Annotated in this window: 16 protein-coding genes and 1 riboswitch; of the genes, 5 read left to right on the forward strand and 11 right to left on the reverse strand. The window is 53.3% G+C overall.

Annotated features, from left to right (window positions below; all coding sequences use genetic code 11):
• Positions 1-74 precede the first annotated feature (74 nt).
• Genes parE through nudF form a run of 5 tightly spaced genes read right to left on the reverse strand, consistent with a single transcriptional unit; the run spans position 75 to position 4,487 of the window.
• The gene (gene parE / locus E0L21_RS05740) at positions 75-1,967 is read right to left on the reverse strand and encodes a DNA topoisomerase IV subunit B (protein ID WP_131407905.1); all 1,893 of its coding nucleotides are present in this window, start codon (positions 1,965-1,967) and stop codon (positions 75-77) included.
• A 41-nt stretch (positions 1,968-2,008) separates the two neighbouring features.
• Positions 2,009-2,584 (reverse strand): esterase YqiA, encoded by a 576-nt coding sequence (yqiA, locus tag E0L21_RS05745; protein ID WP_131407594.1) that lies wholly within the window; start codon positions 2,582-2,584, stop codon positions 2,009-2,011.
• Positions 2,584-3,411, reverse strand: a complete 828-nt coding sequence (gene cpdA / locus E0L21_RS05750; RefSeq protein ID WP_131407596.1) for a 3',5'-cyclic-AMP phosphodiesterase — start codon at positions 3,409-3,411, stop codon at positions 2,584-2,586. Before cpdA ends, yqiA begins: the two co-directional genes overlap by 1 nt.
• Before the next feature lie 24 nt (positions 3,412-3,435).
• Complete coding sequence (locus E0L21_RS05755; protein ID WP_020455285.1) at positions 3,436-3,858, reverse strand: DUF1249 family protein; 423 nt, start codon at positions 3,856-3,858, stop codon at positions 3,436-3,438.
• Positions 3,855-4,487: an ADP-ribose diphosphatase gene (gene nudF, locus E0L21_RS05760; protein ID WP_131407598.1), complete on the reverse strand. Its 633-nt coding sequence runs from the start codon at positions 4,485-4,487 to the stop codon at positions 3,855-3,857. Before nudF ends, E0L21_RS05755 begins: the two co-directional genes overlap by 4 nt.
• Positions 4,488-4,693: 206 nt before the next feature.
• On the opposite strand from nudF, the gene tolC reads away from it, so the two are divergent.
• The 3 genes from tolC to E0L21_RS05775 all read left to right on the forward strand — a co-directional run bounded on the left by tolC (position 4,694) and on the right by E0L21_RS05775 (position 8,101).
• Positions 4,694-6,124 carry an outer membrane channel protein TolC gene (gene tolC, locus E0L21_RS05765; RefSeq protein ID WP_131407600.1) on the forward strand — a complete coding sequence of 477 codons (1,431 nt, stop codon included), beginning with the start codon at positions 4,694-4,696 and terminating at the stop codon, positions 6,122-6,124.
• A gap of 142 nt (positions 6,125-6,266) precedes the next feature.
• Entirely contained in the window at positions 6,267-6,935 is a 669-nt protein-coding gene (locus E0L21_RS05770) for a DUF1190 family protein (protein ID WP_131407602.1), read from the forward strand.
• Between the two features lie 5 nt (positions 6,936-6,940).
• Entirely contained in the window at positions 6,941-8,101 is a 1,161-nt protein-coding gene (locus tag E0L21_RS05775) for a glutathionylspermidine synthase family protein (RefSeq protein ID WP_131407604.1), read from the forward strand.
• A 45-nt stretch (positions 8,102-8,146) separates the two neighbouring features.
• On the opposite strand, the gene E0L21_RS05780 is transcribed toward E0L21_RS05775, so the two are convergent.
• The 4 genes from E0L21_RS05780 to ygiD form a co-directional block, all read right to left on the reverse strand.
• Complete coding sequence (locus E0L21_RS05780; RefSeq protein WP_131407606.1) at positions 8,147-9,433, reverse strand: TRAP transporter large permease; 1,287 nt, start codon at positions 9,431-9,433, stop codon at positions 8,147-8,149.
• Positions 9,434-9,463: 30 nt separating this feature from the next.
• Positions 9,464-9,973, reverse strand: a complete 510-nt coding sequence (locus tag E0L21_RS05785; protein ID WP_131407608.1) for a TRAP transporter small permease — start codon at positions 9,971-9,973, stop codon at positions 9,464-9,466.
• Between the two features lie 62 nt (positions 9,974-10,035).
• Positions 10,036-11,013 carry a TRAP transporter substrate-binding protein gene (locus E0L21_RS05790; protein ID WP_131407610.1) on the reverse strand — a complete coding sequence of 326 codons (978 nt, stop codon included), beginning with the start codon at positions 11,011-11,013 and terminating at the stop codon, positions 10,036-10,038.
• Between the two features lie 309 nt (positions 11,014-11,322).
• The gene (ygiD, locus tag E0L21_RS05795; protein WP_170312054.1) at positions 11,323-12,111 is read right to left on the reverse strand and encodes a 4,5-DOPA-extradiol-dioxygenase; all 789 of its coding nucleotides are present in this window, start codon (positions 12,109-12,111) and stop codon (positions 11,323-11,325) included.
• A 196-nt stretch (positions 12,112-12,307) separates the two neighbouring features.
• Between ygiD and zupT the strand changes: the two genes are divergently transcribed.
• Complete coding sequence (gene zupT, locus E0L21_RS05800; protein ID WP_131407614.1) at positions 12,308-13,084, forward strand: zinc transporter ZupT; 777 nt, start codon at positions 12,308-12,310, stop codon at positions 13,082-13,084.
• Positions 13,085-13,111: 27 nt separating this feature from the next.
• On the opposite strand, the gene E0L21_RS24935 is transcribed toward zupT, so the two are convergent.
• Both E0L21_RS24935 and ribB read right to left on the reverse strand, forming a co-directional pair.
• Positions 13,112-13,261 (reverse strand): hypothetical protein, encoded by a 150-nt coding sequence (locus E0L21_RS24935; RefSeq protein ID WP_165501881.1) that lies wholly within the window; start codon positions 13,259-13,261, stop codon positions 13,112-13,114.
• Between the two features lie 264 nt (positions 13,262-13,525).
• Positions 13,526-14,179, reverse strand: coding sequence for a 3,4-dihydroxy-2-butanone-4-phosphate synthase (ribB, locus tag E0L21_RS05805; protein WP_017457444.1), 654 nt, complete (start codon positions 14,177-14,179; stop codon positions 13,526-13,528).
• Positions 14,180-14,285: 106 nt separating this feature from the next.
• Positions 14,286-14,435: riboswitch (FMN riboswitch) on the reverse strand.
• Positions 14,436-14,557: 122 nt separating this feature from the next.
• Here ribB and ubiK point away from each other — a divergent pair.
• Entirely contained in the window at positions 14,558-14,857 is a 300-nt protein-coding gene (ubiK, locus tag E0L21_RS05810) for a ubiquinone biosynthesis accessory factor UbiK (RefSeq protein ID WP_131407616.1), read from the forward strand.
• Positions 14,858-14,866: the final 9 nt, after the last annotated feature.

Genomic DNA, 14,866 nt, shown 5'->3' on the forward strand with positions numbered 1-14,866 from the left:
GCGGCTCCGTTGCGCATTTAGCTTGCTTACCCGGCCCACGCATTTCGCTGACCGAGTAAGCAAGCCGGAAAGGATCAGGCTTCAATATCCGCCATATCGCCTTTTTCCTGCAGCCAGTTACGGCGATCTTCTGAACGCTTCTTAGCCAGCAACATATCCATCATTGCGTTGGTCTGCTGTTCGTCTTCGTCGCTGATCACCAGTTGCACCAAGCGGCGGGTATTCGGATCAAGCGTGGTTTCACGCAACTGCATCGGGTTCATTTCGCCCAGCCCTTTAAAGCGCTGCACGTTCGGTTTGCCCTTTTTGCGTTTCAGTTGCTCCAGCACGCCGGTTTTTTCTTCTTCCGTGAGCGCGTAATAAACCTCTTTGCCGAGGTCGATACGGTACAGCGGCGGCAGCGCCACATGAACGTGGCCGTTTTTCACCAGCGCGCGGAAGTGCTTCACAAACAATGCACACAGTAATGTGGCGATGTGCAAGCCGTCGGAATCCGCATCCGCGAGGATACAAACCTTACCGTAGCGCAGTTGGCTCAGATCGTCGCTGTCTGGATCGATACCGATCGCCACCGAGATATCATGCACTTCCTGCGAGGCCAGCACTTCATCGGAAGAGACTTCCCAGGTATTCAGGATCTTGCCTTTTAGCGGCATGATCGCCTGGTATTCACGATCGCGCGCCTGTTTAGCGGAGCCGCCCGCCGAGTCACCTTCCACGAGGAACAGCTCGGTGCGGCTCAGATCCTGCGCGGTGCAATCCGCTAGCTTACCAGGCAGCGCCGGGCCGCTGGTCAGCTTTTTACGCACCACTTTCTTGGCGGCACGCAGACGGCGCTGGGCGCTGGAGATGGCCATCTCCGCCAGCAGTTCCGCCGTTTGAATATTTTGGTTCAGCCACAGGCTGAATGCGTCTTTTACCACGCCAGAAACAAATGCGGCGCACTGACGAGAAGATAAACGCTCTTTGGTCTGCCCGGCGAACTGCGGATCCTGCATCTTCACTGACAACACATAAGCGCAGCGATCCCAGATATCTTCCGCCGACAGCTTCACGCCGCGCGGCAAGATATTGCGGTATTCGCAGAATTCGCGCATCGCGTCCAGCAACCCCTGACGTAGACCGTTAACGTGGGTGCCGCCCTGCAGAGTTGGGATCAGGTTGACGTAGCTTTCAGTCAGCAGCTCGCCGCCTTCCGGCAGCCACAGCAGCGCCCAATCTACCGCTTCCGTTTCGGCAGAGAAATTACCGATAAACGGTTTCTCCGGCAGCGTCGGCAGGCCGTTCACCGCTTCGCACAGATAATCGTTCAGGCCATCCTGGTAGCACCAGCGCTGCTCAGCATTGTTCACCTCATCTTTAAAGGTGATCTCAACGCCCGGGCAAAGAACGGCTTTGGCTTTCAGCAGATGCGTTAAACGAGAAACGGAAAAACGCGGGCTATCAAAGAAAGATTCATCCGGCCAGAAATGGACGCTGGTGCCGGTATTGCGTTTACCGCAGGTGCCGATCACTTGCAGATCCTGCACTTTTTCGCCGTTTTCAAACGCGATGCTATAGACTTGGCCGTCACGCTTGACGGTCACTTCTACGCGGCGAGACAGGGCGTTAACCACCGAGATCCCAACGCCGTGCAAGCCGCCAGAGAACTGGTAGTTTTTATTAGAGAATTTACCGCCCGCGTGCAGACGACAGAGGATCAGCTCAACGGCCGGAACGCCCTCTTCCGGGTGGATATCCACCGGCATACCGCGCCCGTCATCGATAACTTCCAGCGACTGATCGGCGTGCAGGATGACGTCCACGCGCCTGGCGTGGCCCGCCAGCGCTTCATCGACGCTGTTATCAATAACTTCCTGGCCCAGATGGTTAGGGCGCGTGGTATCGGTGTACATCCCCGGACGGCGGCGAACCGGCTCAAGCCCGGTGAGTACCTCTATGGCATCAGCGTTATAGGATTGCGTCATGGTTTGTTCGTAGATAGTGACCGCATCGTTTCCCTGTTGGCTCAATGCAGCCCAAGGAAATCGATAATCTGTGTGAAATGACTCTCAAAGCCCACAAAGGCATGGTTTCCGCCCTCTTCGACTGTCTGGCGGCAGGCATCGTAGTATGCCACCGCCTGGCGGTAATCCAGCACTTCGTCCCCGGTTTGTTGTAGCAGCCAGATTAAATCCGGCGCTTCGAGCGGGTCAACTTGCATCACTTTGAGCTCGTAAATATGGCGAGACTCTAGCACATATTGCTGCCCTGTGTAGGGGTTCTCGTTATTGCCAAGATAATCTGCCAGCAATTCAAATGGGCGTACCGCAGGATTCACCACCACCGCTGGCAACATGAAACATTGCGAAAGCCACGTCGCGTAATAGCCACCAAGCGAAGAACCGACGATACCGAGCTGTTTTCCGCCCTGCGCCAGCACCAGTGATTCCAGCAATTCTGCCGCAGCAGCGGGGTAAGGCGGCAGTTGCGGCACAATCACGTTGATCTCCGGGTGATGGTGCGCCAGCCATTGCGAAAGCTGCGTCGCCTTGGCGGAACGCGGCGAGCTGTTAAACCCGTGCAGATAAAGGAGAGTGGACATCAGTATCCTTCTGAAGCGGTATCCGGTCTGAACTGGGTGCTTTCCAGACGGCAAACTTCTGTATGCAACGTTCCGTCCGGGTAGAGATCCAGCCAGCGCCAGCCGGGCGCGATGGTATCAAGCGTAAAGTTGGCGCAGTGGGGTTTAAACTGCACGCAGGTCGATGGTGTCGCCAGCAGACGGCGACCGTTCCAGTCGAGATCCAGCTCCTGATGAATATGCCCACATAACAGATACCGCACCTGCGGAAAACGTTGTAGCACGTTATCCAGCTCACCAGCGTTACGCAGGCTGTGTTGATCGAGCCAACCGCAACCGGAAGGGAGCGGATGATGATGGAGCAGTAATAAGGTGTGGCGCTGCGGGCTGTCGGTGAGTTTCTTCTCCAGCCAGTCGAGCTGGAACTCGCTCAATTCACCGTGCGGTACGCCAAACACCTGACTGTCGAGCAGCAGAATTTGCCAGTGATCGCCGATAAAAACGCGTTTCGCCGGCGAGATCCCTGCCTCCTGCAGCGCGCTGTACATGGCGGGCTGGAAATCGTGGTTTCCCGGCAGCCAAACGCAAGGCGCGTCAAAGCTTGCGATACCATCAGCAAAAAGCTGATAAGCCGCAGCGGTATGGTCCTGTGCCAGGTCGCCGGTAGCGACAATAAGATCGCATTCACGCTGCTGAGAGCGGATAGCCTCCAGTACCGCCTGATAGCTTTCCCAGGTATTCACCCCTAACAACGTTTCATGCTTTTCGGCAAACAGGTGAGAATCAGTTATTTGTAATACCCTCACTCTGGGCTCACCCGCCAGAGAGAGGTTTAACAGGCTTTCCAAATGGTGTCCTTAGGTTTCACGACGCTAACAAACCGGAATCGCCATTGCTCCATGTGCTAAACAGTAACGCAGCCAATCGGCCAGAAACTGGTTAATTTGATGCTTTTCGTCGCGTTGATGCAACTTTTTATTCGGATAATCATAACGCGCTTTGAAACGAAAGATCTGCTGACTCGAACACACTTCAGCCACCATCGCATCGTGATAAAGCCGCACCGTCATTGACGGCAAGCTCCAGTAACTAATCGATGGCGCGGTCTGCTCAATTTCCACAAGCGTAGTGTAGCGGGTGGATTCGACTATCGTTAACCGGTACTGCGCGTTGGTCACCTGATAGCTCACCGTTTCGCCCGCTGCGTCATTACGCGGCAGCAAGCGGCGCAACTGGGCGAAATTGGTTTCGCACAGGCGCATCATTTCTGGGAAGTCAGGTGTATAACGCTTCATTTTTTCCACTCGTTTCGTAAGCTCTCATGATGCAGTTGCAGCCATTGCAGGGCAATGACAGACGCTGCGTTGTCGATTTTCCCCTCTTCTACCCACTGGTAAGCCTGTTCCCGGCTCACCACATGAACACGAATATCTTCGTTTTCATCCACCAGACCATGAATACCTGAGGCCTGCGTGGCGTCCACTTCGCCCACCAATACGGCGGAACGCTCGCTGGTGCCGCCAGGGCTTGCCAAATAGCTCAACATTCTTTTCACACGACCAACGTGCAGACCGGCCTCTTCGATGGCTTCGCGACGCGCAACGTCTTCATCGCTTTCGCCCTCTTCAATCATGCCGGCCACCATTTCGAGCAACCATGGGGTTTCGCTGGTATCAAACGCCGCAATGCGGATCTGTTCGATCAGCACAACTTCGTCGCGTACTGGGTCAAAGGGTAGCAAGACTGCGGCATGACCGCGTTCAAAAATTTCACGGCGTACTTCACCGCTCATTTCGCCATTGAATAAACGGTGGCGAAAGCGGTATAGATCGAGCGAAAAAAAACCGCTATAGAGTCTTTCCCGTGCAATAATTTCTACATCGTTTTTTGTGAAAGTCACTGCGGATGTTACTGGCTTACTCATGGGCGGCGTCTCTTTTGAGATAATGACAAAGCAGTAGATTTCAAGCCTGTATAGCTATCGTTTCAAGTGCTATGTGATAGATTGATGCATATTTACGCCGATGGCACGTTACGCCAAGCTTAAGCGGTGCCACTATCTGGTAGAATCGGCGATTATTTTTTCTAATTTAGACCAGCGCTAATACTGCTTCACAACAAGGAATGCAAATGAAGAAATTGCTCCCCCTCCTTATCGGCCTGAGCCTGACCGGCTTCAGCGCCATGAGCCAGGCAGAAAACCTGTTACAGGTTTATCAGCAGGCGCGTTTGAGCAACCCGGATCTCCGTAAATCCGCTGCTGACCGCGATGCTGCTTTTGAAAAGATTAACGAAGCGCGTAGCCCGTTACTGCCTCAGCTTGGTTTGGGTGCAGATTATGACTATTCCAATGGCTACCGTGACAGCAAAGGCGTCAATTCGAATGTCACCAGCGCGTCCTTGCAGTTAACGCAAACCATTTTTGATATGTCAAAATGGCGCGCCTTGACGCTGCAGGAAAAAACGGCAGGCATTCAGGACGTCACCTGGCAGACCGATCAGCAAACGTTGATTTTGAATACGGCGACTGCCTATTTCAACGTGCTGAGCGCCATTGATACGCTTTCCTACACCGAAGCACAGAAACAGTCGATCTACCGCCAGTTGGATCAAACGACCCAGCGCTTTAACGTTGGCCTGGTCGCCATCACTGATGTGCAAAACGCCCGCTCGCAGTACGACACCGTACTGGCGAACGAAGTGACCGCGCGCAACAACCTCGACAACATGGTGGAAGCGCTGCGTCAGGTCACCGGTAATTACTACCCGCAACTGGCTTCGCTGAACGTCGACAATTTCAAGACCGACAAACCGCAAGCCGTTAATGCGCTGCTGAAGGAAGCGGAAAACCGTAACCTGACCCTGCTGCAGGCACGACTGAGCCAGGATCTGGCGCGCGAGCAAATTCGCCAGGCGCAAGATGGCCATTTACCAACGCTGAATTTAACCGCCTCGACAGGTGTCTCTAACACCTCTTACAGCGGTTCAAAAAGTGCGCAAAACCCGGATGTTGACGCGGGCCAGAATAAAGTCGGCCTGAGCTTCTCTCTGCCGCTGTATCAGGGTGGCCAGGTGAGCTCGCAGGTGAAACAGGCGCAGTACAACTTTGTTGGCGCGAGTGAGCAACTGGAAAGCGCGCACCGCAACGTGGTGCAGACCGTGCGCTCCTCGTTTAACAACGTGAACGCCTCCATCAGCAGCATCAACGCCTACAAACAGGCGGTGGTTTCTGCCCAGAGTTCTCTGGATGCGATGGAAGCCGGTTACTCTGTGGGTACGCGTACCATCGTTGATGTGCTGGACGCGACCACCACGCTGTATAACGCCAAGCAGCAGCTCTCCAGTGCGCGTTACAATTACCTGATCAACCAGTTGAACATCAAATCCGCGCTGGGTTCGTTGAACGAGCAGGATCTGCTGGCGCTGAACAGTACGCTGGGTAAACCGGTCGATACCGCGCCGGAAAACGTCGCACCAGAAGATGAGCAGCAGGCGGCAAGCGTTGATAACTTCAACGGCAATTCACAACCTGCCGCAGCACGTACTAGCGTGAAGCGTTAAGCAGTACTTTTCGACAACGGGGGCATCCAGCCCCCGTTTTTACGTAAGGCAACGTAAAGGCCTCCCCTCCTTGCTTTAACTTCCATCACGCATCCTCTATCCTGACCGTTTACTTATACCTTTGGGGTCCAGGAATATTACAATGAAACGGACAAAAAACATCCAACACTCGACGTTCCGCAAAAGCTGGAGCGCGCGTCATCTGACGCCTGTCGCGCTGGCGGTTACCGCCGTTTTTATGCTGGCGGGTTGTGAAAAAAGTGACGAGACAGTTTCCCTGTATCAAAACGCGGATGATTGCTCATCAGCAAACCCGGGGAAAAGCGCGGAATGTACCACCGCCTATAACAATGCGCTGAAAGAAGCTGAGCGCACCGCGCCGAAATACGCCACGCGTGAAGATTGCGTCGCCGAATTCGGTGAAGGTCAGTGCCAGGCAGCACCGGTGCAGGCGGGCGTAGCGCCGGAAAACCAGGCACAGGCGCAATCCAGCGGCAGCTTCTGGATGCCGCTGATGGCCGGTTACATGATGGGCCGTATGATGGGCGGCGGTGCGGGCTTTGCGCAGCAACCGCTGTTCAGCTCGCGTAACCCGGCAAGCCCGGCTTATGGTCAGTACACCGATGCTTCCGGTAAAGGTTATGGCGCGGCACAGCCGGGCCGTACCATGAACGTACCAAAAACGGCGATGGCACCGAAACCGGCTACCACGACCACGGTAACGCGCGGCGGTTTTGGTGAGTCTGTGGCCAAGCAGAACACCATGCAGCGTAGCGCCAGCGGTACAACTACCCGTTCAATGGGCGGCTAAGCACCATGGAAAGAATCAGTATTACCGAGCGTCCGGACTGGCGCGAAAAGGCCACCGAGTACGGCTTCAATTTTCACACCATGTACGGCGAGCCATACTGGTGTGAGGATGCCTATTACAAGCTGACGCTTGCGCAGGTCGAGAAGCTGGAAGACGTGACCGCAGAATTGCATCAGATGTGCCTGAAGGTGGTCGAGAAAGTCGTTGCCAGCGATGAACTGATGGCGAAGTTCCGCATTCCTAAGCACACCTGGAGTTTTGTGCGCCAGTCATGGGCCACGCATCAGCCCTCTTTGTATTCGCGCCTCGATCTCGCCTGGGATGGTGTGGGCGAACCCAAGTTGCTGGAAAATAATGCTGATACGCCGACTTCGCTGTATGAAGCAGCGTTCTTCCAGTGGATTTGGCTGGAAGATCAGCTTAACGCTGGCAACCTGCCGCAAGGCAGCGATCAGTTCAATAGCCTGCAAGAGAAGCTGATTGAGCGCTTTGCCGAGTTGCGTGAGCAGCACGGTTTTCAGCTACTGCATTTCACCTGCTGCCGCGATACGGTCGAAGATCGCGGTACGGTGCAGTACTTGCAGGATTGTGCGGCAGAAGCAGAACTGGCGTCCGAATTCCTTTATATCGAAGATATTGGCCTCGGGGAAAAAGGTCAGTTCACGGACTTGCAAGACCAGGTGATTGGTAACCTGTTTAAGCTCTATCCGTGGGAATATATGCTGCGCGAAATGTTCTCTACCAAGCTGGAAGACGCCGGCGTGCGCTGGCTGGAACCCGCCTGGAAGAGCATTATCTCCAACAAAGCACTGTTGCCGATGCTGTGGGAGATGTTCCCGAATCACCCAAATCTGCTTCCCGCTTATTTTGCCGAAGATCCGCATCCGGAGATGGAAAAATACGTCGTTAAACCTATTTTTTCCCGCGAAGGCGCAAATGTGTCGATCATTGAAAACGGCAAAATGGTGGAAGCCGTTGAGGGGCCATATGGCGAAGAAGGCATGATTGTGCAAGAGTTTTACCCGCTGCCGAAGTTCGGCGACAGCTATACGCTGATTGGCAGCTGGCTTATCAACGATCAGCCCGCCGGGATCGGCATTCGTGAAGATCGCGCGCTAATAACCCAGGATCTCTCCCGCTTCTATCCGCATATCTTTGTGGAATAAAGGGATAAAAGAAAACCCGGCCACCGAGCCGGGTTTTTTATTGCCTTACAACACGCCAAACAGTTTCGGCAGGAACAGCGAGATCGCCGGAATATAGGTCACCAGCATCAATACAAAAAACAGGACCAGATAGAACGGCAGCATGGCTTTCACCACCTGTTCGATCTTCTGCTTGCTCACCGCACTGGCGACAAACAGCACCGAACCGACAGGTGGTGTGATCAACCCAATACCCAGGTTAACCAGCATGATCATGCCGAAATGTACCGGATCGATGCCCAGCGCATTGGTCACCGGCAGCAGCACCGGCGTCAGAATTAAAATCAACGGCGCCATATCCATCAGCGTGCCGAGCAACAGCAGCATGATGTTAATACACATTAAAATAACGTATTTGTTATCCGAGATTTGGGTGAAGGCTTCCGTAATGCGAGCAGGTAATTGCATATAGGTCATTACCGCCCCGAACGCGGCGGCAAAACCAATCAGGATCATCACGATCGTCACCGTTTTCACCGTGCGGTACATCAGCTTCGGCAGTTCCGACCATTTGTAATCGCGGTAAATAAACATGGTGACGAAAAAGGCCCACAGACAGGCGATCGCCGCCGATTCCGTCGCGGTGAAAATCCCGGACAAGATGCCGCCCATGATGATAACCACAGTCATCAACCCCCAGAGCGTATCCACGAAGATCTTCAACGCCTGGCGAAACGGCACGCGCTCCCCTTTTGGATAACCGCGCTTATGGGCAAATGCGACGCACATGACCATCAGTGTAAAACTGAGCAACAAACCCGGCAGGATCCCGGCAATAAACAGTGCAGCAATAGAAACCGTACCGCCGGTCGCCAACGAGTAGATCACCGAGTTATGGCTCGGCGGCGTTAAGATAGCCTGCACTGAACCACTGGCGGTGACCGCGGCGGCAAAATCACGCGGATACCCTTTTTTGTCCATCTCGGGGATCATCACTGAACCGATCGAGGCGGTATCTGCTACGGACGATCCAGAAATTGCGCCGAAAAATGTCGAAGCAACAATATTCACTAACGACAGTCCGCCGCGAATAAAGCCGACAAAAATATAGGCGAAATTCACCAATCGCCGAGCGATTCCCCCTTCGGCCATGATCGCGCCCGCAAGAATAAAAAACGGGATCGCCAGCAACGAGAACTTATTCACGCCGTTAGTCAGTTGGATCATCACCGCTTCCAGCGGAATATCGATATACCACGCCCCCAGCACCGCGCTAATGCCCACGGCGTAAGCCACCGGTACACCCACCGCCAGCATAATGGCCAGCGTAAAGATCAGAATAAAAGCATCCATAAACGTTCCTTACGGGATGTGATCGGAGGATTAGCTCGACGAACCCAGCATCACCACCGGGCGGTGATGTTGCGCGCCAAAAAGCATTTTTTCGACGATGAACAATAGGGTGATGGCAGAACCGATCGGCAGCGGCAAATAGCTTTCGCCAGCAGTAAAGAGCGGGAATTCGGCAACCGGTTGTTCCCATAACTCCGCGCACAGCGCGCTGCTGTACCAGAGAATGAAAAGGCTGATCGCCAGCAACATCAGCTCCGCAACCACAAAGCACATTTTGCGCAGCGGTTCGCTTAAACGATCGGTAACCATGCTGACCGCGATATGCGAACCCGCACGGTAGCTCACGGCGGCACCAATAAAGGTAAACGTCACCATGCAAATAATGGCGACCGGCTCCGGCCACGATAATGCACTGTTCATGACATAGCGGGCGAAAATGCCCACCGGAATAATCGCCACCATAATTAACAGCGCCAGACCTGCAATCCACATCGATATCCGGTACAGAATATCCATCAACAACGAATAGCGTTCAGCCATAGCAGTTTCCCCGGTGAAGGTTGCAAATAGGCAGGCAGCAAAACGCGCCTGCCCGGCAGAGGTTATTGCACTTGCTGGATGCGGGTAATCAGTTCCTGATGTTCTTTACCGTATTTATCGCGAACCGGCTGTGTCGCTTCATAAAACGCTTTGGTATCGATGTCGTGGAATTGCACGCCACCCGTTTTCATCGCTTCAAGCGATTTTTCGTTATAGCTTTTCCATAATTCACGCTGCTCAACTTGTGCCTCTTTCGCCAGTTGCAGAATTAATTCCTGGTCCTCTTTTTTCAGCTTGTCCCATTTGGTTTTTGAGAACAAAAAGAGCTCGGGAATAATAAAATGCTTACTCCAGGTATAATTTTTGACGACCGGTAAATAGTTGTGCGCGACGAAAGTTGGCGGGTTATTTTCCGTGCCATCAATCACGCCGGTTTGCATTCCGCTGAACACTTCGCTGACCCCCATCGCCACCGAATTTGCCCCCATGGCTTTCAGGGTATCGAGCGCAATTGGGCTACCCTGCACGCGGATCTTCATACCCTTAAGATCTTCCGGCTTGGTGACAGGCGCTTTGGTGATCAAGTTACGTGTACCGGCGTCCATCCAGCCCAGGAAGATCAGGCGCGATTTGCTGCTTTCCGACAAACGGTTGCCAATTTCCTGGCCGATCATGCCATCAAGCACTTTGTGCATATGATCTTCATCGCGGAAAATATAGGGCAACGTAAAGACGTTTATCTCCGGTAATATCGCCGCCACGGGAGTCATGGAGACACGAATAATATCAATCGCGCCAATTTGCGCCTGCTCAATAACTTGCTTCTCATCACCTAATACGCCGCCTGGAAAGGTCTTAATATCCAGCCGACCGTCTGTCGCCTTGCTGAGCTTTTCCCCCATATGTTTTACCGCCACCACATTCGGGTAGTCGGCGGGATGAACATCCGCGGCGCGAAAGGTTTGGGCGACAGAGGCGTGGGAGATAAACAGTAGAGCGGAGCTAATACAGACTTTCAGTAAGGTTTTCGCTGAGTTCATATTTCCGAGTCTCCAGAGGGTTTAATTTTTAGGCACAAAAGACCGACCGCGAACAGAATGTTCGTGGCATAACACCGGATTATTTTTATGGGTATGTCTAAAAAGTAGACACTCTGAAGCGTAGTCACTCGGGTGGGTTATTGCGACGATGATGTTCACAAAAAGAAGCTAAATTCAGCACAGCGTTTCATTTTTGCAGCGGAGCTCTTTTTATTTTCAAAAAAACCGTATTTCAGATACGATTTTTTGCGATCCTCCTCGAAATTTTCCATTTTCAGGCAAAGAAATGGCGCTTGATGCGCCATTCATTTAGCCAACCTGTACCGCGAGCATACTTAGCGATCCCATCTCGATACCATCAATCGGTATCGACACCGGTTCCTTGCCATCCCATCCGCCAAGCACGTACAGCAGAGGCAGGAAGTGCTCCGGCGTTGGGTTAGAGAGCGAACCGCCTTCATGGTCAAGATAATTGACCAATGGATGCTGCTCAGTCGGCCCCTGCCAGGTCAGGTTCTCTTTCACATAATCATTGAACGATGTTGCCCACGGATACGGCGTATTCTCGCCATGCCATTTTGCGGTACGCAGGTTATGTACCACGTTACCGCTGGCTACCAATATGATGCCTTCATCGCGAAGCGCCGCCAGCTTGCGGCCCATTTCAAAGTGCCATGCCGCCGGTTTGGTGCTGTCGATACTGAGCTGCACCATCGGAATATCCGCGTTCGGGTACATTTTGATCAACACGCCCCATGAACCGTGGTCAAACCCCCAGGCTTCTTTATCCAGCGTTACCGGCACAGGCGCGAGCAATTCCACCAGGCGTTGCGCCAGCTCCGGCGAGCCAGGAGCCGGATAATGCGTATCGTATAACGCTTGCGGGAAGCCGCCGAAATCATGGATAGTTTTCGGCGCTTCCATTGCGGTCACGCCGGTTCCGCGGGTAAACCAGTGCGCGGATACCACCACAATCGCTTTCGGGCGTGGCAGCGTCTCGCCCAGAGCGCCCCAGGCGCGGGTATAAACGTTATCTTCCAGCACATTCATTGGGCTACCGTGGCCCAAAAACAGTGCAGGCATGCGAGGTGCTGACATGGTGATATCCTTACTGAGTGTGTCTATTTGATAAACGTAGATTACGCTTTTTCGGTAGGCGAAGAACTCAGATAACCATGATGAAGATCATCAGTAATTTTGAATGTAAGGAATGCGTAAAAGTAGCTAAGCCGTCTCGCTTTTCCTGCTACAAAAACTTAGATTAATGAGAATGATTATCATAAAGGAGCAACTTATGTCAGTACCTTTGATTCTGACCATCCTGGCAGGCGCGGCGACGTTTATTGGCGCGCTTCTTGGTGTTATCGGCCAGAAGCCCTCAAACCGCGTACTGGCGTTTTCGCTCGGTTTTGCCGCCGGGATCATGCTGCTGATCTCTCTGATGGAGATGCTGCCTGCCGCGCTGGCAACGAAGAATATGTCGCCCATGCTGGGTTACGGCATGTTTGTGGTCGGGCTGCTGGGCTATTTCGCGCTGGATCGCATGCTACCACACGCGCATCCGCAAGATTTAATGCAGGGCACACAGCAAACTTTTCCGCGCGGCATTCGCCGTACCGCCATTTTGCTGACGCTTGGTATTAGCCTGCATAACTTCCCTGAAGGGATCGCCACTTACGTTACCGCCAGCAACGATTTGGAGCTCGGCTTTGGCATCGCCTTTGCGGTCGCGTTACACAATATTCCTGAAGGGCTGGCGGTCGCCGGGCCAGTGTATGCGGCAACCGGGTCAAAACGCAGTGCGGTATTCTGGGCGGGCATATCCGGAATGGCGGAAATCCTTGGCGGCGTGCTGGCGTGGCTGATTCTGGGAAGCCTGGTCTCGCCAGTCGTTATGGCGGCGATAATGGCTGCGGTCGCGGGGATTATGGTGGCGCTGTCGGTCGATGAGCTGATGCCGCTGGCAAAAGAGATTGATCCCAATAACAACCCCAGCTACGGCGTGCTGTGCGGCATGTCGGTGATGGGATTAAGCCTGGTGGCGTTACAGGCGATGGGGTTTGGCGGTTAAGTTAGGGTAATCGCGGGCAGCGGCGTATCAATCACCCTGCCCAACGCGCCGACGTTTTTTCAACTCATCAACCACGCGTAAATAGCCTTTATATATTGCTTCCCGATCATGGCGGCAGGCTTTGCAATTACGTTTAAGCACGTGGATATAGCCAAGGACAATCAAAACAACAGCCACAATCCAATACCAGGAAATGAACACATTGCCTCCGTCATATATTCGGCAAAAGTTGCTTCACAAATTAATTACAAAACCACTTAAATTGAACGAGTTAGAGAAATCTCAAATCCCTTTTAATACTCGCCACACCGCTTACCACTTTATAAGTAGAACAATAGATTTTCAATGCGTGACGATGAGAAGCGCGCCAAACTTTGATGCAGAACAGGCAAAAAAAATCCGCAGGCGATAGCTGCGGATTTTTATGGATAAGGCTAAAGATTAGCTGGCTTTGCGCTCATGTTCCTGGCGATAGGCCACCAGGTCTTCAATGGTCACTACTGCCATATTGTGCTGTTTCGCAAATGCGATGCACTCCGGTGCACGCGCCATCGAGCCATCGTCATTGGTTAATTCACACAGTACGCCCGCCGGTTTGAAGCCCGCCAGGGTCACTAAATCGATAGTCGCTTCGGTGTGACCACCGCGAGTCAGCACGCCACCCGGCTGTGCGCGCAGCGGGAACACGTGGCCAGGACGGTTCAGATCGGATGGTTTAGCGCCATCAGCAATCGCCGCACGCACGGTAGTAAGACGGTCGGCTGCCGAAACGCCGGTAGTTACGCCGTGCGCCGCTTCAATGGTGACAGTAAAACCGGTACCAAATGCGCTGGTATTGTTCTCCACCATCATTGGCAGATCGAGTTGTTTACGGCGTTCGTCGGTCAGGCACAGGCAAACAATGCCGCTACCGTGGCGAATGGTCAGCGCCATCTGCTCAACGGTCATGGTTTCAGCAGCGAAAATCATGTCGCCTTCGTTTTCCCGGTTCTCGTCATCGAGCACCATCACGCCACGGCCTTCGCGCAGCGCGGCAAGAGCGTGTTCAATACGTTGGAAAGGCGTGCCAAAAGAAGAAAGCAGCGTCTGATTCATGGTAAAAGACCTCAATAAAGTTATGGTTACCAGAATCAGGGCAGTCTTAGGAGTGTCGCAATGCGGCAAAAAAATAACGCGAGCGGGCGTCATTGCCCGACAGATTCGTTACTCTCTCCCATCCGGACTTTAACCGTCGGCCCCGGAATTACACCGGATCTGCTGACCTTCAGGCGTTAACCTGAAGCGCTCGCGGGCTTTCAGCATTCGCTGATTTACCGCCGGTGGGGAATTTCGCCCCGCCCTGAGAATAAGCGGGATAACTATAACGCCATTGATAATCTTCGGCAATGCATAAGCTTCAAACAATTCTGGTTTATCACCTTGGGTTATCACACTACAATAACCCAATGAACCTATCCGAACAGGGACCCCAAAATGATTGATCCGAAGAAAATTGAACAGATTGCGCGACAGGTTCACGAATCCATGCCGAAAGGGATCCGTGAGTTTGGGGAAGACGTTGAGAAGAAAATCCGCCAGACGCTGCAATCGCAGTTAACCCGCCTCGATCTGGTCAGCCGCGAAGAGTTTGACGTGCAGACACAAGTTCTGTTGCGCACCCGCGAGAAACTGGCATTACTGGAACAGCGCCTCAGCGAGCTGGAAGCTCGCAACAGTGGCAACGTCGCCGAAGTAAAACCGGCACCCGCCATTCCACCGGTTGATGAACAATAGTAAAAAGCC

This window comes from Kosakonia quasisacchari (assembly GCF_004331415.1).
Classification (GTDB): Bacteria; Pseudomonadota; Gammaproteobacteria; order Enterobacterales; family Enterobacteriaceae; genus Kosakonia; species Kosakonia quasisacchari.

Coding starts and splice junctions, on each gene's coding strand:
- parE (WP_131407905.1), bottom strand. CDS start 1,967: ATGACGCAATCCTATAACGCTGATGCCATAGAGGTACTCACCGGGCTT.
- yqiA (WP_131407594.1), bottom strand. CDS start 2,584: ATGTCCACTCTCCTTTATCTGCACGGGTTTAACAGCTCGCCGCGTTCC.
- E0L21_RS05755 (WP_020455285.1), bottom strand. CDS start 3,858: ATGAAGCGTTATACACCTGACTTCCCAGAAATGATGCGCCTGTGCGAA.
- nudF (WP_131407598.1), bottom strand. CDS start 4,487: ATGAGTAAGCCAGTAACATCCGCAGTGACTTTCACAAAAAACGATGTA.
- tolC (WP_131407600.1), top strand. CDS start 4,694: ATGAAGAAATTGCTCCCCCTCCTTATCGGCCTGAGCCTGACCGGCTTC.
- E0L21_RS05770 (WP_131407602.1), top strand. CDS start 6,267: ATGAAACGGACAAAAAACATCCAACACTCGACGTTCCGCAAAAGCTGG.
- E0L21_RS05775 (WP_131407604.1), top strand. CDS start 6,941: ATGGAAAGAATCAGTATTACCGAGCGTCCGGACTGGCGCGAAAAGGCC.
- E0L21_RS05780 (WP_131407606.1), bottom strand. CDS start 9,433: ATGGATGCTTTTATTCTGATCTTTACGCTGGCCATTATGCTGGCGGTG.
- E0L21_RS05785 (WP_131407608.1), bottom strand. CDS start 9,973: ATGGCTGAACGCTATTCGTTGTTGATGGATATTCTGTACCGGATATCG.
- E0L21_RS05790 (WP_131407610.1), bottom strand. CDS start 11,013: ATGAACTCAGCGAAAACCTTACTGAAAGTCTGTATTAGCTCCGCTCTA.
- ygiD (WP_170312054.1), bottom strand. CDS start 12,111: ATGTCAGCACCTCGCATGCCTGCACTGTTTTTGGGCCACGGTAGCCCA.
- zupT (WP_131407614.1), top strand. CDS start 12,308: ATGTCAGTACCTTTGATTCTGACCATCCTGGCAGGCGCGGCGACGTTT.
- ribB (WP_017457444.1), bottom strand. CDS start 14,179: ATGAATCAGACGCTGCTTTCTTCTTTTGGCACGCCTTTCCAACGTATT.
- ubiK (WP_131407616.1), top strand. CDS start 14,558: ATGATTGATCCGAAGAAAATTGAACAGATTGCGCGACAGGTTCACGAA.